A 17,047-nucleotide genomic window follows, 5' to 3' on the forward strand; every position below is an offset into this window, starting at 1 on the left:
ATGCTTCCTTGGTGGTTTTGGGTTCTCTTATGGACCGTGCTGATTCTCGCGACACTGCTCTTAGCGGTGCTTGCCGGGTTCCGCCTGTTCCGTCGAGCCATGTCCGTGCTCGACGGCGCCTCTGACGCGGCGGACCATATCAGCGGGGAATTTGCTAAACCTGGAACGGTGGTAGCTTATGAACCGGTGGTTCGGCGTTACCCGCACGGAACCGATGCAACGCATGGCGAGCGGGAAGAAATTTCCGAGTTACGCCACCTCGGTAAGGCTGAGCGAATTGAGGCACGTCGCGTCAAACGTGTGGCCCGTCGCAGTAACCGGGGTCAGGCGCAAAACATGCGCGATCTGAATCTGTTCTGACGTAGACTTAAGTTTGAGAGAAGGGGAACCACATGTTTGGTTTACAGGGATGGCACTTAGCTATCATTATCGTTTTAGCATTACTACTTTTCGGCGCTCCAAAGCTTCCAGGCATGGCTCGGTCTTTGGGTCAGTCGCTACGTATTTTTAAGTCTGAGGTTCGTCAGATGAAAGACGACGACAAGCCTGAAACCGTTGACGGTACCGTCAACGAACCTAATCCCAATGAAAAGAACAACTCGTAGACCTCTTCAGTGGTAAATAGCAAAGATAAAGAACCGCGCACTAAAAAGAAGTCGCGGTCCAAAGACGCTGAGGGGCGGATGTCCCTCAAAGCTCACCTGATTGAGGCTCGCAACCGACTCTTTAAGTCGTTGATCGCCCTGGTGATAGGCACCGTAGCCGGGTTCTTCCTCTACGACGAGCTCTTGGCGTTGCTCATCGAACCGGTTCGTGCCGCAGGTGGGTCCATTACCTACACCTCCGTGATGTCACCTTTTGACATCATGCTTAAGGTCGCGATTTTTGTTGGTGTGGTCGCATCGTCCCCGGTGTGGATCTATCAAATCTGGGCGTTCATCATCCCGGGACTCAAAAAGAAGGAACGCCGGCTCAGCTACTCCTTCGCCGCGGTAGCCGTACCACTCTTCCTCTTTGGCATAGCTATGGCGTACTTCGTGTTGCCCTTTGCTTTGCAATTCTTCGTGAGCCTTGCTGCGGCAAACTCCGAAACACTCTTCACCATCGATACCTACCTGCCCTTCATCTTCCGCTTGCTGCTCGCCTTCGGCCTAGCCATGTTGGTACCAGTACTGATGGTCGGGCTAAACATGGTTGGAGTACTCTCCTCCAAGCTGATTCTCAAAAACTGGCGCATCACGGTGTTCATCATCGCTCTGGTGGCAGCCATGGCAGCTCCAGGCGGCGATGCAATCACCATGTTCGCCCTAGCCGGACCGCTGTTCCTGACCTTTGCGGCAGCCACACTGTTCTGCTACATCAACGATAAAAAACACGCAAAGAAACAGGCGGAACAAGACGCTGCCAACGAAAACATGGCAGCTGGGTCAGCCTCCTCGATCGATACCCCTAGCACCGAGGTCTAGCGCCCCTCTAAATATGTGTTTCGGAACGGCAACCCCGTTCCAGAAAGTGAACGGCCGATAGTGACTTCACCCGCGGAACGATACGCGAATTCCAAGGCGCGACAGGTCGAGAACGGCACCTATTTGCCTGACTTCCGCGCCAGCATGTCGTTTACTCTCGACGAGTTCCAGTCCCAAGCCTGCCATTCAGTGGCGAAGGGCCATAGTGTCCTCGTGGCGGCGCCCACCGGAGCCGGTAAAACCGTAGTAGGCGAATTCGCCATTTACCAAGCAATACAGGAGAACCGCAAGGCCTTCTATACGACGCCAATTAAGGCGTTGAGTAATCAGAAGTACTCCGAATTGGTTAAACGCTACGGACCGGAAACAGTGGGTCTACTCACCGGCGACACCTCGATCAACAGCGAGGCCCAGGTGGTCGTGATGACCACCGAGGTGCTACGCAATATGCTCTACGCTGACTCGCGAACGCTGGACGGCTTGGGCTACGTGATCATGGATGAGGTGCACTATCTGGCCGATAAGTTCCGCGGTGCGGTCTGGGAAGAAGTCATCATCCATCTGCCGTCCAACGTGCAGACCATATCGCTTTCAGCCACCGTATCGAACGCCGAAGAATTTGGTGGATGGCTAGATACTGTCCGCGGACAAACCGACATTGTCGTCTCTGAGCATCGCCCTGTGCCACTTTTCCAACATGTCATGGTTGGTCCGCAGCTCGTTGATTTGTTTGCCGAAGACGTAGCTTTTGAGCAGGCCGCCGATGATGACGCGAAAATCAGCGTAAATCCGGAACTGCGCAAACTCGTGCGCGGACACCGCCCCACAGGACGCTCACACCGAGGCGGAAGAGGACCACAACGAGGTCGGGCTCAGGGCCCAGGGCAAAGCCTAAGGGTGAGTCGCCGCGATGTCATTTCGCGGTTGGAAAAAGCCGAACTTCTTCCTGCAATTTTCTTTATCTTTTCGCGTAAGGGCTGCGATATGGCGGTCCAACAGTGCGCCATGGCAGACTTGCGGCTGACTTCTAACGAAGAAGCTGGCCAGATCGCTGAGGTGCTCGACGAACTGGCCCATCGAATCCCCAGTGAAGACCTCGACGTCTTAGAATTCTGGTCGTGGCGTGACGGTTTAGTACGTGGTTTTGCTAGTCACCATGCAGGTCTGTTGCCAATCTTCAAAGAAATCGTGGAAGATCTATTCGCACGAAATCTGATCAAGGTGGTTTTTGCTACCGAGACGCTCGCCTTGGGTGTTAACATGCCAGCGCGCTCTGTGGTGCTTGAAAAACTTGTGAAGTTTAACGGCGAATCCCATGTTCAGATCACTTCGGGGGAGTACACCCAACTCACCGGGCGTGCCGGACGCAGAGGAATCGACGTAGAGGGCCACTCCATTGTGCTGTGGAACCCCGACATTGAGCCAGAGGCGTTAGCCGGACTGGCCTCGCGACGTACCTATCCGCTGAACTCGTCCTTCCGCCCGACCTACAACATGTCTACCAACCTGCTCGCTCAGTTTGGACGTGAGCAAACACGGCAGATTCTTGAATCGTCCTTTGCGCAGTACCAAGCGGACCGCTCGGTAGTTGGCATGGCGCGCCAGGTTCGTTCGCGCGAAGAATCGCTGGCTGGATACGAAAAATCCATGGAATGCCACCTGGGGGACTTCCGCGAATACCTTCAACTACAGCGCAACATTTCCGAAGCGGAAAAGCGGTCGGCCAAAGATCGCAAGACGCTGCGTCGCTCGGCGGCTGAAACTTCGTTGCAGTCGGTAATTCGCGGAGATGTCATCGACCTGCCAGGCGCGCGACGCTTTGGACGCGGCGTGATCGTTGCATTGGACGAGTCACTCTACAATCCCCGGCAGACCGTGCTCACCGAAGAAGGCCAGTTGCGCCGAATCTCGGTGGAAGACCTGAACGGACCGCTGGAAATCGTTTCCCGCATCCGCATCCCGAAGGGGTTCACCGGTAACAGCCCTAAGGAGCGCCGTGCGCTGGCAGCCTCTTTACGTTCTGCGATTGAGGAGCAGCGTCCACCACGACAGGATGCGCCAAGCTTCAATTTTGAGGGGGCAGACTCCTTCGAACGGGAAATTGCTGCGCTACGTGAGGCGATGAAAGAGCACCCTTGCCATGCCTGTTCTGACCGTGACGCACATATGCGTTGGGCCGATAGGTATTGGAAGCTGAAGAAGGATACGGATAAGTCCCGTCGGGCCATTCGTGGACGCACCAATACCATCGCCACAGAATTCGATAAAGTTTGTAAGGTGCTCGAGTTATTTGAGTACCTAGTGCCGAGCAATGATGGTGAAGATTACGACATTACCGACTCCGGCCGTCGCCTGCGCCGGATCTATGGTGAACGTGATCTGCTCACCAGCCAGGTGCTAGAAACCGGTAAACTTAACGGTCTTAATCCCGAAGAACTCTGTGCAGTGGTCGCCGCGTTGGTCTATCAGGGCCGGCGTGACTATGACCGTCCAGATCCCAAGATGCCGACGGTACGTGTTGGCGATATTTGGACTCGGACAATTAATATCTGGGGCAAACTCTCGGACGCCGAAGAAGCTATGTCGCTGAACCAAACCGCGCCGCCGGAAGCTGGCCTGATCTGGCCCATGTATAAGTGGTCCCGTGGGTCCTCGCTGAACAGCTCGCTACGCGGTTCAGATATGGCCCCTGGCGATTTTGTGCGCTGGGCTAAGCAGGTCATTGACACCTTAGATCAATTTGGCAAGAACACGGACCTCCCGGTCCAGCTGGTGAAGTCCGCTCGTCAAGCAGTGGACCTCGTCAAACGTGGCGTCGTCGCCTACTCCAACGTCCTCTGATCAACCGCAATGTTCAGAGAGTAAAGGAAATAACTCGTGGCAACTACCTTGTACCGCAATGGAACTATCTATTCGGCCGCTGACCCCTTCGCAACGGCGCTACTCATTGATTCGGACACCGTCGCGTGGCTTGGCGGTGAAGAAGCTGCCGAGCGGTATGTAGAGAAGGCAGACGAAGTCATTGACCTTGCCGGTGCGCTGATCACCCCAGCATTCGTTGAATCTCACACGCACCTAGCCGCCTTGGGCCGAAACCTTGGGGGAGCGGACCTGGGGGCAGCCTCCTCTGGCAGTCAATTGCTTGAACTGCTCTCGGCCCGAGCCAAAGGTGCCGAGTCGGTAATCATCGCCCAGGGCTGGGATGAAACCAGCTGGGTGGATTCGAGCCTGCCGAGCGAAACCGATTTGAGTTCCGCTGCCGGCGGCCGACCGTATTACCTTGCACGCCGTGATGTACACAGTGCCCTGGTTAACCGTGAACTATTAGACCGCTTAGGTTTGGGCTCAATTGCCTCCGGCGTGGTGCGCGGTGCCGAACATGATCAGGTGCGCCAAGCACTGCTGGCCGAAGGCCCTGGGGTTGAAGAATTCCAGCGCGTGGCTTTAGAACACTACGCAGCCCGCGGTTTTGCGACGGTCGTGGAAATGGCAGCACCACACCTTGAGGGACGCGAAGCGTTGGACCAGCTGTTAGCCGCTGATCAAGCGGACCATCCTCAGGTATATGCCTACTGGGGTGAGCTAGTGCAGGAAGAGACCGCCGCTGAGCAACTAATTCGTTCCTTCCCACAGGGCCGGGTACTTGGCTTGGGTGGAGATCTGTGTGTTGACGGTTCGATCGGGTCTCGGACGGCACTGCTGCGCGAAGATTATGCCGATGATGCCGGCAACCGCGGACTGGCTTACTTGAGCATCGAAGAAATCACCGCTCATTTGGTCGCCTGCTCGAGCAAGGGAATCCAAGCAGCCTTCCATGTCATTGGTGATGCAGCATTGGACTTGTTGCTTGAGGGATTTGATGCGGCAGCCGAACAGGTTGGCGTCGCTAAGCTGCAAGCTGCCCGTCACCGTTTAGAACATGCCGAGATGGTTGACGAGGCGACGCGTGCGCGCTTGCTCAGCTATTCGATTACCGTTTCCATGCAACCTGGCTTTGATGCACTCTGGGGCGGGCCTGAAGGCATGTACGAGCAACGCCTGGGTGAACGCGCGGCAACGATGAACAATCTCTCCGCGATGCTCTCCAGCGGCGTTCCACTGGTTCTCGGATCAGACGCTCCGGTGACCGAAGTCAACGGTTGGGCCGTGGTGCGCGCCGCCATGAGCATGAGCAACGAATCCGGTCGAATTTCGGCTCGAGCTGGGTTTATGGGTCAAACCCGTTCGACCTACCGCGCAATGGGGGAGATGAATCCCTTCGCTGGACAGTTGTTAATTGGTGCTCCGGCAACATTTGCGATCTGGAGTGCCTCCGAACTGGCCATTCAAACTCCCGATGAGCGGATTAGTTCGTGGAGTACAGATGCGCGAGCCGGAACTCCGATGTTGCCGGTGGTTGATCAGGAGATCCCTACCTGCTTGCGTACCGTACGCGCCGGTGTTTTGCTGTTCGATCAGCTGGATCAACTAAATGAGCCGACAGCGTAATCGTCCTTCTTAGAAGTTCCTCAGTATCACGAATCTAGCCTTTGACGTGTAAATATTTGATGAAGATTGTAGTCATCTTATGGTTGACAATCGGGGTGGGTAAACGGTTAGGCTGGGGGATAGCGCCTCATCGTGATGCAGTAGCATTGCGTTCGAAACGACGCAGCACGATAGCGATCCCCGGTGACATTAGATAACATTTCGCGTTCTTCAAAGATGTGAGATTGGGCCGAAGTCACCGGGGATTGCTGTGTCTGATAGTGTCGCCCGATTCAGGGGTGTCTATAATTTAAGTTTGGCTTGACTCTCCGCCCGGTTCGCCGGGTGGAACTTCTGTTGTATATCTAGAAAGGTGCCGCCGCGTGCGCGTCATTACGATCATTCCGACCTATAACGAATTGGAGTCGCTCCCGCTGACAGTGGGGCGTCTTCGCCAGGCCGTTCCGGATTCGGATGTTCTGATCGTGGACGATAACTCCCCGGACGGCACCGGTGAGCTTGCCGACAAGTTCGCAGCCGAGGACTCATCGATCCACGTTCTACACCGCACCGGCAAGGACGGGCTTGGAGCCGCGTACATTGCTGGTTTCCGCTGGGCGCTCGAGCGCGACTATGACGTCCTCGTAGAAATGGACGCCGACGGTTCACACATGCCAGAACAACTGCCACGCTTGCTAGAAGCCAGCGCAGCAGGCGCTGACCTAGTCATTGGTTCACGTTGGGTCAAGGGCGGCGAAGTCGTCAACTGGCCGCTACATCGTAAGCTGATTTCCCGAGGTGGCAGCTTCTACGCTCGCACCATGCTCGGTTTGGGATTACGCGATATCACCGCAGGCTACCGCGCCTTCAAGCGTTCTACTCTCGAAGCCATCGATTTTGATGCCGTAGAGTCACGCGGTTACGGTTTCCAGGTCGATATGACCTTCCGTGTAGCGATGCTACGTAAGAAGATCGTAGAAGTTCCGGTGACCTTCGTGGAGCGCGAACTCGGTGATTCAAAGATGAGTGGAAACATTGTCTTTGAAGCAATGTGGAATGTGACCCGTTGGGGCATGAGTGCTCGCTGGAAGAAGCTGACCTCAAAGAAGTGACCTCACCGAGGCAAAACAAAAGAGTGGTGGTTTCCAACCCTAGGGTTGGAAACCACCACTCCTTTTAAAGCTTAGAAACCTAGACAGCCTCGCCGCGCGCAGTGCGCAGCTGGGTCAGACGGTCACCTAAGATTTTCTCAAGTTCTTCTACGCTACGACGTTCCAGCAGCATGTCCCAGTGGGTACGTACTGGCTTCTCGTTTGTTGCTTCAGGGGCCTTAGCTTCGCCGTGGACGAGCTTCGCCTCCTTGCCGTTCTTGGTGAGCCAAGTAGCAGGGATTTCGGCTTCGGCTGCAAAGACGATGAATATACGTTCACCCTCTTCGGTACGGTACTCCACACGCTGACGGGCAGCCGGCTCCACACCTGCCTCAGATTCCATGCTCTGTGCACCCAGGCGCATGCCTCGTAGGCTGCGATCGCTCATGTTTTCCCTCCGCGATGTTAAAAAGAATTCGCTACAAACGTATCAACGATTGATGGCACAAGATAATTCCCAAGGAATAATTTGGACACCAAAACATCCATTATACGCGTCAATGGCGGGGTACGTCATGCGCACCCCGCCATCGAGCTGATGTGTTTCACCCTAAAGAGTGGAAATTAGATTCCCGAACCACTTTGTGGTGGCTGAACCGAACCGGTAGCTGGGTTTTCGGTGTTGCTAAAAGCACTACCGATTCCCTTAAGCGCTTCGGTCAGTTCACTTGGAATGACCCATAGGGTGTTGCTTGTACCCTCGGCCAGCTTAGGCAAGGTCTGCAGGTACTGGTAAGCAAGCAATTCAGAATCCGGCTTACCGGCGTGAATTGCATCAAAGACCTTCTGGATCGCTTGAGCTTCACCATCAGCGCGCAAGATCGATGCCTGAGCATCACCTTCGGCCTTCAAGATGGAGGACTGGCGTGCGCCTTCTGCGGTCAGGATCGAGGACTGCTTAACGCCTTCTGCGGTCAAGATCGCCGCACGGCGATCTCGGTCGGCACGCATTTGCTTCTCCATTGAATCCTGAATCGAGACCGGAGGATCGATAGCCTTGAGCTCGACGCGTGAAACACGAATGCCCCACTTGCCGGTAGCCTCGTCCAATACTCCGCGAAGCTGACCGTTGATCTGGTCGCGACTGGTCAGAGCCTGTTCCAAGTTCAAACCACCGACGACGTTACGAAGCGTAGTGGTGGTCAGCTGCTCGACTGCCTGAATGTAGTTAGCGATTTCGTAGGTCGCTGCGCGTGCTTCGGTGATCTGGAAGTAAATCACGGTATCGATCGAAACCACGAGGTTATCTTCGGTAATCACCGGCTGTGGCGGGAAAGAAACAACCTGCTCACGAAGATCGAGAAGTGGCAAAAGTCGATCCACAAATGGGATGAGGATCGTAAGCCCTGGGTTTAGGGTCTTATTGTACTTGCCGAGGCGCTCCACAATGCCGGCTCGTGCTTGTGGCACGATTCGAACACTGCGCAACAGTACGACGATCACGAAGATCGCCAGGACGACAAGTACGATGGTCAGGCCAAAGCCGTTTTCCATGGTGTGTACTCTCTTTCCATGTGCGTAGTAATGAGGTAAAAAGTCTTTGAAACTACTTGGACTCTGTAGGCGGCGCTGGATTCAAATATGCGGTAGCCCCTTGAATGCGGCTAACCACCGCGTAGGAACCTGGCAACATCGTCGCAGCATTAGCTTCAGCACGGGCGGTCCAGATTTCACCGGCGATCTTGGCGGAACCAGACAGGCGTGAGGTGGGCTCCAGAATCAGCGCGTCTTGGCCGATAAGCCGTTCAATATTCGTCCTAAATCCTTCGGGCGATTTTTTTAGATGTTTAATGGCGATAGGCCGGACTAAGAAAATCATCAGAAGCGACAGCAGGCAAAAAATAACTACCTGTAGCCAAACGGGGCCGTCAAGTAATGCGACGGCGACTCCGCCTAGCGAACCAACACCGAGCATGATGAAGTACAGATCTAACGAAATCATCTCAATGATGGCCAACAGCAGAAATAGCGCGAGCCAAATGACCCACGCGTTGCTGACAATCCATTCTGCCGTTGTCATGGCATCCACCTCTGTTCAAATGAGCAAGGGCCAATTGCGAGTGGCCTTTTCTCTATTCTGCCGTAAGGCGTGAATAAAAGCGGTAGTCATTTTGGGGTATTTTCTAGCCCTTACGGACGAATGTATGTACGCCAAAGGATGCGTTGACACTTTGCGCCCCGAGGGATTCGGTTTTGGCGCGCAATGTTTCGGGGGAGAGGTGGTGCCCTGCCGGACCCATGAATACAAGATTGAACAAGTCGTTGGTGCTCAGTTCCATCGGGTACTTCAACTGACGGCTGTGCTGGTGCAGAAGGCTATGAGCCGCAAATTTTTCGATCAACGAGGATTCTTTGTTCTCCGCGATGCCGAGCATGTCCAGCGGTTCACGGACCTCTTGGAGATGATCGGCTGCCGCGGTAACAACTATGCAGACACCATTAGCCCGTAAGACGCGATGAAACTCCTCCGGGTTATGCGGTGCAAAGCAGTTGAGCACTACATCGCGGGAATTATTGGCCGACGGTAGCCGGCGCCAAACGTCCCATACCATTGCAAGCGTATGGGGAACCTTAGCGGCCCGTCGCATGGCGTAGCGTGAAATATCTAGGGCGAGTGCATCAACTTTGGATCCGGGCAGGGACTCGATGATCTTGTTCAGGTAGTAACCGGTGCCGGCTCCTGCGTCCAATAGGTCTAGTGAATCTTCTGGGTGATGCCCGCTGATAGATTCACTGAGCAATTCAGCCAGTGGTTCGTAATGCCCGGCGTTTTGGAATTCTTCGCGGGCGAGAACCATTGGTCCGGTATCTTCGAGGAAATTTGTTCCACGTCCGGTGAGGAAATTGAAATATCCCTGTTTAGCTGCGTCAAAGCGGTGTCCCTCAGGGCAACTCAGGCTACGCCGCGGCTGCGTGGTGAGGCCGAGGTTCTGTTCGCAGACAGGGCATTGAGCCGTAGTGCTAATGTCCATTAGAAGTTCAGCTCCTCTCGGGCTTGTGCAATCTCAAGACCCGGGTAGCGATATAACTCGTCCTGCCCAATCAGCGACCGAGTAATGGCTTTGTCGATATAGACGGTGCCAGCAAGATGGTCGGTTTCGTGTTGCACGATGCGAGCTTGCCAGCCAGAAAACTCTTGGCTGAGTTTGTTTCCCTCACGGTCTTCGAAGTCGGCGGCGATATCTGCCGGACGGATCACGACAGCTTGGAAGTTATCGAAGGACAAGCATCCTTCATAGAAAGTCGCCTGTCGATCGCTGACGGCACGATAGGTGGGATTGAAGATTTCTAGGTACTCTAACGGTGCTCGTTCGCGTAGCTGCGCAGTTTCTGGATCGGTGGGATACAGATCCTCCAAAACAGCGATCTTTAGCGGAATCCCAATCTGTGGTGCCGCAAGCCCGACACCAGGAGCCGCGTACATGGTGGCTCGCATGACATCCAACAGTTCTTCAAGTAGTTCTTTGGGTAGCTGATCTGTATAGCGTTGTGCTTGCTGTCGAAGCACTGGATGACCCAGCTGGACGATCGGCACAACCTGATCCTCGGCCTGGGACAGAATGGTCACTACTAGGTCGGTCAGATCCTCGGAGGTTAGCTGCTGAGGTGAATTCACTTCATAATCCGATCAGTTGTATTCAAGGTGTTTGCTAACTGCGCCAACCTAGATTTCAGCCGTGCGCGCTCTGTGTCATGTAATTGGTGCCCAAGAAATTCCAGCCGGTCTTGGGTGTATAAGTGAATTTCGATGTCCTTGTCATAGAAAACATCTATGAGGTTGGCGAATCGGCGTTCCTCGTCCATCGGCATGTGCTCGCTGGAGGGTACGGAAGTTATATGCCAGCAATTGAAACGAGACGCTAGCTCAAGGTAATCAGCGGTATTGCGTCGTGTACGGCAAAGCTGGCTAAATGATATTTCAATGCTCGTTCCGGTTAGCCGGACAGGGCCTATATGGTCATAGCCAACGGGGAGCTGCTCAGTGAAGTCAGTTTCATCAATGGGGGAGTATCCGGGGTTTAGCGTGCCCGAACGGTAGCCACTGAGTCGCATTTGTTCTGGCGTCTCCAGCATGCGGTAATCAACCGCAGCGTCGAGTTCAAATACTTCGAAGGACGATCGAATTTTCGCAATGGTTGGCTCGATCAGATGATGGAAATATTCGTCATCCAGTAATTTTTCTGGGGCATAATTTGACGTCGTGATGATGAAGATTCCAGCCTCTTCGCAGTAGTTCACCATCTTAGCCATAAACATTGCGTCCCCTGGTTCGACGCAGTGGAACTCATCAAAGAACAGAACCTTCAAACCCTGCAGTTCGCGCTGGAGGCCTTCGGTAAATACCGAACCCGAGCTTTGGTCACTCCTACGTTTGCTTGGATTATTGATCGTTTGAAAGAACTCATGAAAATGAAAACGTGCCGTCGACTTCTGATCTAAATCCGCGCAGATGGCATCTATAAGCATGGATTTTCCGCGGCCTGGCGGACCATAAATATACGTTCCACGCTGCTCTTGTTCACTGAGGTGTGCAAGATTTCGGGTCAGTAAGCCTATGAGGTCGTTCTGGCGATCATCGAGAATAAGCCCTTGTCCCTGAAGGTGGGAAACTACTCGGCGCCTACGCTTTGCGGCGCCACGGGCGCGCAACAGTCCAGAGGGCAATAGTGGTGAAGGCATATACAAATCTTCCCACTAGCCGGACTGACTGCCAATTTACTTGGCTGTACGCAGCGTAAATTGCTACATGATTTCGATGCCAACGGCCTGAGAAAGAATCGAAATCACGCTAACAACACACAGATAGACCAAGAATAATATAAGTTGAATTATCAAGCATTATAGGGGGAGTAGTGCTAATCTCACCAGCACATGCGCACTTGGTATTGGCAACTTCTGATCTTTACTATCGCTTTGGAGCTAAGCGTGTCCATAATGGTTGCACCGAGGGCTGTAAGTGCAGTGAGGCGTTGGGAGCACTAAGTCCGAATTATCGCTGAGCCAGAGGAGTCGAGGAAGATGACCAGTGAATATGCTGGATCGCCAACACGCGAAGAGATCATTTCCAATGATTTGCTGGACATGTCGATGACGATTTTGAAGACCCTGTCAGATCCTGCTCGGCTGCAAATGTTGTGGGCGCTAAGCAAAGCCGAGCATTCACTGTCTGAGCTTGCGCAATATGTTGGTGTCAGTCCAACCGTCGCTGGGCAGCTGCTCGCCAGGCTCAGGACGACCGGCGTTCTGCAAACACGCAAATCTGGTCGCCACGTAATTTACTCGATGCAAGACGAACGCCTCAAGCAGTTCATTGGCCAAGCGCTAGATTTTGCCGAGTATCGCCTTGCCGTCAGCAACCAGGATGAGTCCGTGAGCCAGGTTCGCAGCAGCTAGCTGAGCGTACGTGCAGTTCTGATTATTGGCTAACTTCTGCCACTTTCAGCCAGCTTGATATTGAGCCGATAATCTACATTATGTCAAGTAGTTGAAATCCAGTGACCCCCAACATGCCAGCTAATGGCCGGTCTTGCTTCCAGCCTCTGAGTCATACATTTGGACCTGAACGAATGTCTACCAGCTCACCTGCCCACGTTATTCTGGTGCTGGCTTCAAAGAAAAATCAGAGCTGCCGGGCTTAGCGTGGATTTCATGTGGGAAGCAATTGCAGGAATGCTTGCGGGGCTATTGGCTTTCTATCTCATACTTTTAATCGCCCTCTGGTTATATGCCAGACGCCATCCGGAAACAGTTAGCATACCTGAAGCGTTTCGTCTGCTGCCTGATCTCATCAGAGTCATTCGAAGGATGGCTGCGGATAAAACTGCGCCACGTTCGGTGAAGATCAAACTCGCCTTACTGCTGGTCTACTTGCTGTCCCCTGTTGATCTTGTCCCAGATTTCATTCCAATTATTGGACAAGCCGACGATGTCATAATTGTGGCCCTCGTCCTACGCTCAGTTATCCGTTCTGCGGGTGTCGACTTACTTCACCGGCATTGGCCGGGAAACGCCACAGGACTGTCGCTTATCGAGAAACTTGCGGGAATTGATGCTCGTGCAGCCCAGCGCAATGAACATCACTAGCTGACGACGTCCACTTCAACAGTGAGCTCGTATCCAGCACCTTCTGCTCCCCCGGTGCAAAAAGTAAGCAACTTTTATCAAGATTGACCAACGGTGAGCCTTCTTCCGTTAGCAACTTTGAACAGCGGCCTAAGAAAGCTGTTCAGTCTGATTGTGGTTGAACCGATAAGCTTGATCCAAGGATCCCTTTTGGGCGCACCTCTCCCCCACCACAGCAAGGACTGAAAACAGCTTATGTCGCCAAGCGTTTTGTATCGGACCGTAGCCCGGGCCGAAGCCGTCACCTGGACATTGCTCATCATTGCGATGATTCTAAAATACGGTGTGAAAGTTGGAGACTGGCCAGTGTCTGTCGCTGGATTTATTCACGGCTTTGTATTTTTGTCCTACGTAGTCATGTCGATACTTGTCGGAATGAATCAGCGTTGGAGTAAGCGATTGATTGTTGGCGCCGCAGCTACCTCGGTCATTCCGTACCTGACCATCCCGTTCGACAAGTGGTTGGAAAAGAACGGAAAACTTGTCGGCGACTGGCGTACTGCAGCTTCTGATCACCCTGGTGATAGAAAATGGACTGATGCAACAATGCGTTGGCTTGTTGCCCGGCCGGTATTAACTGCTGCCCTGTTGTTCGTAGCAATTGTCGCTGTGTTCTCCACCATGCTATTCCTAGGCCCTCCCGGTGGTCGTAGCTAGGAACTGAAGAGGATTGAACTCGCTCCGCAAAATTGGCCTGAGGGCGGAGTCAAGTCCTTCGTTGATGCTGAGTACCTATCAAATCAAACCTTTGTGATCATTTATGCCGCTTTTAGCGGTGACGAATCTGGGGACTAGCTGGATCAAGACCAGCATGCCAACTAACTCAACTAAGGTTTGTGATACCACTACCGCGGAAGCCAGTGAAAGCTCTGGTGGCAGCGCCAGCGCAAGTGGCAGGACAACCAAGGAATTTCTGGTCACCCCGCTAAAAGTCACCGCACGCAGCGGGGCGGTTTCCAAATGAAACAGTTTTCCAACCGCGGTTGATATTGCTGCCATAACGGCCACAAATACGACGAAGAGCGCGATGGCCGTAGCCAGGTTTTGAAACTGGCTTGCTACGGCATTGATCTGGGAACCAACCACGCTAAGTAACGTACCCATCATCAAAGGCACCATCAGATAATCAGCCCACGAGCCGATTCTGACGGCGAATGCAAACCTCTTCATTAACAGCTGCGTTAAGAATGCGGCGATAAACGGGACCACAATCAGCCCGAGTAGAGCGCGCAAAAAGGGTTTCGGGTCAATCAATGCCAGGGTATCGGAACCCGCTATAAGGAACATGTAGGCAGGGACTAGAAGAACCTGTAATAACAAGAGAAGCGGTGTAGCCGCCAATAACCTTGTACTATCTCCCCCAGCAATTCCTGCAAACACAATCACGTAATCGATGCACGGCGCTAGCAATACTAAGAGCACACCGTAGAGCAAGGCCTGATCATCGGCGATGAACCTTGTCAATATAAAAACGATGGCGGGTACCAGGACAAAATTGACCAAACCCAGGACCGCCATAAATCTCAGATCGCGGAACGATACGAGTAGTTTTGTCAGCGGCAAACTTAAGAACGTTGCGTAAAGCAGGAGGCCAAGAAACGGATTGATTGAGGCTTCGAGCGATGGCCGAACACTGGAGACCTGGAGCCCAAGAACTGCGCCGAACACGATGGCGATCAGGTACAGAACAATCTGATGTCGTTGCATCCAGGACGCCCCTGGCCAAATTCTCATGTAGCTAATGCTAATGGAGGCCAGTTCGATACGAGCGGTCTCGAACCTTGGCACGTCAACTCAGTAAGTGATTCAACATACACTTGCCGGCTGAATAGGATCGCAGAGGATCGTGGTACATATGATGGAGACATGAAAGAACGTATTCGCAATTGGCCGCTCTGGACCGTTATTGACCTCGCACTGATCATTCTCTTTGCCATCTTAGGCCGGCGTGAACACGAACATGCATTAGATATCGGCGGCATTTTCGAAACGGCTGTTCCGTTCTTGGCCGCCTACATAGTGATGACTTTGATATCTCGACCATGGCTGACGATCAACCGGGTCTGGCCTACAGGTTTACTCGTTTGGCTCGGAACCGTAGCCGTGGGAATGGCGCTAAGAATTGCGATGGGTTCAACTGCAGCCATTGCATTTGTCATCGTCACGATCCTCGTCCTAGGCGTGTTCCTTTTAGGTCGCAGATTGATCGGCTCGTTGCTTTCCAAACGATCAGCGAAGCAACAAAACGCCTAGTCCGTATCCGCCGGCAGCAATAAGGCAACTAGCGAAGGTGCCGAGGATAAACTGCTCGGCTGCCTGATGGTTTTTCAGTTCCGAAAAACGACCTAGCCCCTTCACCGCGAGCACTACTGCGATACCCTCGGGCCAATCAGCCCAAAGTGTCGCAACGATAGCCGTTCGCTCTAGCAGACCGATCCATAAGCCACCACGGAGTGGTGATGGGTCGGTCTTTTGTCGATCCTGCCTTTGATCATGGCGCCATGCCAGGTGGAAGATCAATTCGGTCAGTGGACCACCGAAACTCACCGCAAAGAGTACGCTCACAGCGATGATCAATACGTCGGGAACTGCAGGCGGTAGGTCTGAGGACTTGGCTAGTAGGCCAAGGATCAACGCCCCCAAGGAAACTAAACCGGCACCAATGGTGAGAAGATTACGAACTTTCGCCCTACTACCGTTCGATCCAGCGAGGAAAATTGCGGAGCCAGAAATAAGCACCGCGAATACTAGTAGCGACCACGCCGTCCAAACCAAGTTCACTCCCCCAATTTACGTAATTGCTTGGAAAGAGACTTAGTGGCCTCTTCCATCATCCGATTAGCTTCAAACCAGAGGGCTGCTGAGAGCCTAGATGACACCGCTTGTTGCGTGATACCAAGACGCGTGGCAATTTGCTGCTGAGTAAGCCCTTGGTCAGCGAGCGTTCCGGCCTCCCAAGCCGTGGCACGGCGCTTGGAAACGATGCAAGCGGTGAGCTGTAGCTCTGCTTCTAAACGACTGGCTTCTTCGGTGGGTCCTGCTACCGACAGATGAGCGTTAGTGTTTTTTGCCCGTTCTACCGCTTCGCGTGCAAAAACGAACGCGGGCCCACGACCGGCACGGGTTTCCTTCGGCAGGGGAAGCTCCACTTCCCCGTATCCGAGACCTACACTCCAGTCTCCCGAGGCGGCCATCATGACAGCAAGATGGATGGCCTCCATGGCGTCGTCAAATACTGCCTGCACTTCGTCGCCAGCTGTACGCTGAAATGGGCGCACGTGCGTCACTGTATTATTGGCCTGATTAATCAGCGCCTCGACTTTGTCTTCTCCCTGACGAGAGCGTCGTTGGTCGATTGTCAAAACGATCATGATACAACCCTAAAGCATTGTACTGAGTTAAACAAACTTTAAGTTCTGTTTAAAGCACTGACGATCTTCGTCTTACGCGTGGGAGTCAGACTCCGGGTGCACTACAGTTATTTAGTGAAGCAATCCCTGTACATGGGGGAACTATTCAACGTTGAGAGGCTTTCATGGTCACCGCATTCGTCATGATTCAGACGGCAACCGACAGTATTCCTGAGTCGGCGCAGCAGATTTCAGAAATCGAAGGAATCAGCGAGGTTTACTCTGTTGCCGGAGACTGGGATTTGATCGCTGTGGCTCGGGTCCACAAGCACGAAGACCTGGCCGAAGTTATCGCCAATCGTCTATCGAAAATTCCTGGTATTCGCCAGACTCAGACTCACATTGCATTTCGCGCCTATTCGGCTCACGACTTAGAAGCTGCCTTTTCGCTGGGCTTGGACGACTAGCGCTCAGAGTACAACTAAGGGAG

General features: G+C 53.4%; 20 protein-coding genes. 11 read left to right on the plus strand and 9 right to left on the minus strand.

Annotated features, from left to right (window positions below; all coding sequences use genetic code 11):
* From ACX5K5_RS08210 to ACX5K5_RS08235, 6 genes are all read left to right on the plus strand, one after another.
* Nucleotides 1-360, plus strand: coding sequence for a hypothetical protein (locus ACX5K5_RS08210; protein ID WP_096253961.1), 360 nt, complete (start codon nucleotides 1-3; stop codon nucleotides 358-360).
* A gap of 32 nt (nucleotides 361-392) precedes the next feature.
* Nucleotides 393-605 (plus strand): Sec-independent protein translocase subunit TatA, encoded by a 213-nt coding sequence (tatA, locus tag ACX5K5_RS08215; RefSeq protein ID WP_096253960.1) that lies wholly within the window; start codon nucleotides 393-395, stop codon nucleotides 603-605.
* Between the two features lie 9 nt (nucleotides 606-614).
* Nucleotides 615-1,466, plus strand: a complete 852-nt coding sequence (tatC, locus tag ACX5K5_RS08220) for a twin-arginine translocase subunit TatC (RefSeq protein ID WP_459175410.1) — start codon at nucleotides 615-617, stop codon at nucleotides 1,464-1,466.
* Nucleotides 1,467-1,526: 60 nt separating this feature from the next.
* On the plus strand, nucleotides 1,527-4,307 hold the full coding sequence (locus ACX5K5_RS08225; protein ID WP_459175411.1) for a DEAD/DEAH box helicase: 2,781 nt from the start codon (nucleotides 1,527-1,529) through the stop codon (nucleotides 4,305-4,307).
* A gap of 36 nt (nucleotides 4,308-4,343) precedes the next feature.
* Nucleotides 4,344-5,954 carry an amidohydrolase gene (locus ACX5K5_RS08230; protein ID WP_459175412.1) on the plus strand — a complete coding sequence of 537 codons (1,611 nt, stop codon included), beginning with the start codon at nucleotides 4,344-4,346 and terminating at the stop codon, nucleotides 5,952-5,954.
* 362 nt (nucleotides 5,955-6,316) lie between these two features.
* On the plus strand, nucleotides 6,317-7,045 hold the full coding sequence (locus tag ACX5K5_RS08235; protein WP_096253956.1) for a polyprenol monophosphomannose synthase: 729 nt from the start codon (nucleotides 6,317-6,319) through the stop codon (nucleotides 7,043-7,045).
* Between the two features lie 79 nt (nucleotides 7,046-7,124).
* On the opposite strand, the gene ACX5K5_RS08240 is transcribed toward ACX5K5_RS08235, so the two are convergent.
* From ACX5K5_RS08240 to zapE, 6 genes are all read right to left on the minus strand, one after another.
* Entirely contained in the window at nucleotides 7,125-7,472 is a 348-nt protein-coding gene (locus tag ACX5K5_RS08240; RefSeq protein WP_096256459.1) for an RNA polymerase-binding protein RbpA, read from the minus strand.
* Between the two features lie 176 nt (nucleotides 7,473-7,648).
* Nucleotides 7,649-8,578 (minus strand): SPFH domain-containing protein, encoded by a 930-nt coding sequence (locus ACX5K5_RS08245; RefSeq protein ID WP_229677124.1) that lies wholly within the window; start codon nucleotides 8,576-8,578, stop codon nucleotides 7,649-7,651.
* Between the two features lie 52 nt (nucleotides 8,579-8,630).
* A complete protein-coding gene (locus tag ACX5K5_RS08250; protein ID WP_188685969.1) occupies nucleotides 8,631-9,104 on the minus strand; it encodes an NfeD family protein in 474 nt (157 codons plus the stop codon).
* A gap of 103 nt (nucleotides 9,105-9,207) precedes the next feature.
* The gene (locus ACX5K5_RS08255; protein ID WP_188685970.1) at nucleotides 9,208-10,056 is read right to left on the minus strand and encodes a putative RNA methyltransferase; all 849 of its coding nucleotides are present in this window, start codon (nucleotides 10,054-10,056) and stop codon (nucleotides 9,208-9,210) included.
* The gene (locus ACX5K5_RS08260) at nucleotides 10,056-10,700 is read right to left on the minus strand and encodes a peptide deformylase (RefSeq protein ID WP_096256461.1); all 645 of its coding nucleotides are present in this window, start codon (nucleotides 10,698-10,700) and stop codon (nucleotides 10,056-10,058) included. The genes ACX5K5_RS08255 and ACX5K5_RS08260 overlap by 1 nt, the downstream gene beginning before the upstream one ends.
* The gene (gene zapE / locus ACX5K5_RS08265) at nucleotides 10,697-11,764 is read right to left on the minus strand and encodes an AFG1/ZapE family ATPase (protein ID WP_096256462.1); all 1,068 of its coding nucleotides are present in this window, start codon (nucleotides 11,762-11,764) and stop codon (nucleotides 10,697-10,699) included. Before zapE ends, ACX5K5_RS08260 begins: the two co-directional genes overlap by 4 nt.
* 339 nt (nucleotides 11,765-12,103) lie before the next feature.
* Here zapE and ACX5K5_RS08270 point away from each other — a divergent pair, with 339 nt between their 5' ends.
* The 3 genes from ACX5K5_RS08270 to ACX5K5_RS08280 all read left to right on the plus strand — a co-directional run bounded on the left by ACX5K5_RS08270 (nucleotide 12,104) and on the right by ACX5K5_RS08280 (nucleotide 13,864).
* Nucleotides 12,104-12,478 carry an ArsR/SmtB family transcription factor gene (locus ACX5K5_RS08270; RefSeq protein WP_346059617.1) on the plus strand — a complete coding sequence of 125 codons (375 nt, stop codon included), beginning with the start codon at nucleotides 12,104-12,106 and terminating at the stop codon, nucleotides 12,476-12,478.
* A 255-nt stretch (nucleotides 12,479-12,733) separates the two neighbouring features.
* The gene (locus ACX5K5_RS08275) at nucleotides 12,734-13,168 is read left to right on the plus strand and encodes a YkvA family protein (RefSeq protein WP_096254043.1); all 435 of its coding nucleotides are present in this window, start codon (nucleotides 12,734-12,736) and stop codon (nucleotides 13,166-13,168) included.
* A gap of 234 nt (nucleotides 13,169-13,402) precedes the next feature.
* On the plus strand, nucleotides 13,403-13,864 hold the full coding sequence (locus tag ACX5K5_RS08280) for a DUF3817 domain-containing protein (RefSeq protein ID WP_459174274.1): 462 nt from the start codon (nucleotides 13,403-13,405) through the stop codon (nucleotides 13,862-13,864).
* 78 nt (nucleotides 13,865-13,942) lie between these two features.
* Here the strand turns inward: ACX5K5_RS08280 and ACX5K5_RS08285 are convergent, their stop codons facing one another.
* The gene (locus ACX5K5_RS08285) at nucleotides 13,943-14,875 is read right to left on the minus strand and encodes an arsenic resistance protein (RefSeq protein WP_346059068.1); all 933 of its coding nucleotides are present in this window, start codon (nucleotides 14,873-14,875) and stop codon (nucleotides 13,943-13,945) included.
* 198 nt (nucleotides 14,876-15,073) lie between these two features.
* Here ACX5K5_RS08285 and ACX5K5_RS08290 point away from each other — a divergent pair, with 198 nt between their 5' ends.
* Complete coding sequence (locus tag ACX5K5_RS08290; RefSeq protein ID WP_459174275.1) at nucleotides 15,074-15,460, plus strand: DUF3054 domain-containing protein; 387 nt, start codon at nucleotides 15,074-15,076, stop codon at nucleotides 15,458-15,460.
* On the opposite strand, the gene ACX5K5_RS08295 is transcribed toward ACX5K5_RS08290, so the two are convergent.
* Nucleotides 15,437-15,946, minus strand: coding sequence for a hypothetical protein (locus ACX5K5_RS08295; RefSeq protein WP_443459498.1), 510 nt, complete (start codon nucleotides 15,944-15,946; stop codon nucleotides 15,437-15,439). The genes ACX5K5_RS08290 and ACX5K5_RS08295 overlap by 24 nt on opposite strands.
* A gap of 38 nt (nucleotides 15,947-15,984) precedes the next feature.
* Nucleotides 15,985-16,578, minus strand: a complete 594-nt coding sequence (locus ACX5K5_RS08300; protein WP_096254035.1) for a sigma factor-like helix-turn-helix DNA-binding protein — start codon at nucleotides 16,576-16,578, stop codon at nucleotides 15,985-15,987.
* A gap of 164 nt (nucleotides 16,579-16,742) precedes the next feature.
* Here ACX5K5_RS08300 and ACX5K5_RS08305 point away from each other — a divergent pair, with 164 nt between their 5' ends.
* A complete protein-coding gene (locus ACX5K5_RS08305; RefSeq protein ID WP_096254034.1) occupies nucleotides 16,743-17,024 on the plus strand; it encodes an Lrp/AsnC family transcriptional regulator in 282 nt (93 codons plus the stop codon).
* Nucleotides 17,025-17,047 lie beyond the last annotated feature (23 nt).

It is taken from the genome of Glutamicibacter bergerei (assembly GCF_054495185.1).

What these genes read in the sequence shown, in the direction of transcription:
- ACX5K5_RS08245 (WP_229677124.1), bottom strand. Translation starts at nt 8,578, where the DNA reads ATGGAAAACGGCTTTGGCCTGACCATCGTACTTGTCGTCCTGGCGATC.
- ACX5K5_RS08275 (WP_096254043.1), top strand. Translation starts at nt 12,734, where the DNA reads ATGTGGGAAGCAATTGCAGGAATGCTTGCGGGGCTATTGGCTTTCTAT.
- ACX5K5_RS08210 (WP_096253961.1), top strand. Translation starts at nt 1, where the DNA reads ATGCTTCCTTGGTGGTTTTGGGTTCTCTTATGGACCGTGCTGATTCTC.
- ACX5K5_RS08240 (WP_096256459.1), bottom strand. Translation starts at nt 7,472, where the DNA reads ATGAGCGATCGCAGCCTACGAGGCATGCGCCTGGGTGCACAGAGCATG.
- ACX5K5_RS08300 (WP_096254035.1), bottom strand. Translation starts at nt 16,578, where the DNA reads ATGATCGTTTTGACAATCGACCAACGACGCTCTCGTCAGGGAGAAGAC.
- ACX5K5_RS08290 (WP_459174275.1), top strand. Translation starts at nt 15,074, where the DNA reads ATGAAAGAACGTATTCGCAATTGGCCGCTCTGGACCGTTATTGACCTC.
- ACX5K5_RS08250 (WP_188685969.1), bottom strand. Translation starts at nt 9,104, where the DNA reads ATGACAACGGCAGAATGGATTGTCAGCAACGCGTGGGTCATTTGGCTC.
- zapE (WP_096256462.1), bottom strand. Translation starts at nt 11,764, where the DNA reads ATGCCTTCACCACTATTGCCCTCTGGACTGTTGCGCGCCCGTGGCGCC.
- ACX5K5_RS08255 (WP_188685970.1), bottom strand. Translation starts at nt 10,056, where the DNA reads ATGGACATTAGCACTACGGCTCAATGCCCTGTCTGCGAACAGAACCTC.
- ACX5K5_RS08280 (WP_459174274.1), top strand. Translation starts at nt 13,403, where the DNA reads ATGTCGCCAAGCGTTTTGTATCGGACCGTAGCCCGGGCCGAAGCCGTC.
- ACX5K5_RS08270 (WP_346059617.1), top strand. Translation starts at nt 12,104, where the DNA reads ATGACCAGTGAATATGCTGGATCGCCAACACGCGAAGAGATCATTTCC.
- ACX5K5_RS08305 (WP_096254034.1), top strand. Translation starts at nt 16,743, where the DNA reads ATGGTCACCGCATTCGTCATGATTCAGACGGCAACCGACAGTATTCCT.
- tatA (WP_096253960.1), top strand. Translation starts at nt 393, where the DNA reads ATGTTTGGTTTACAGGGATGGCACTTAGCTATCATTATCGTTTTAGCA.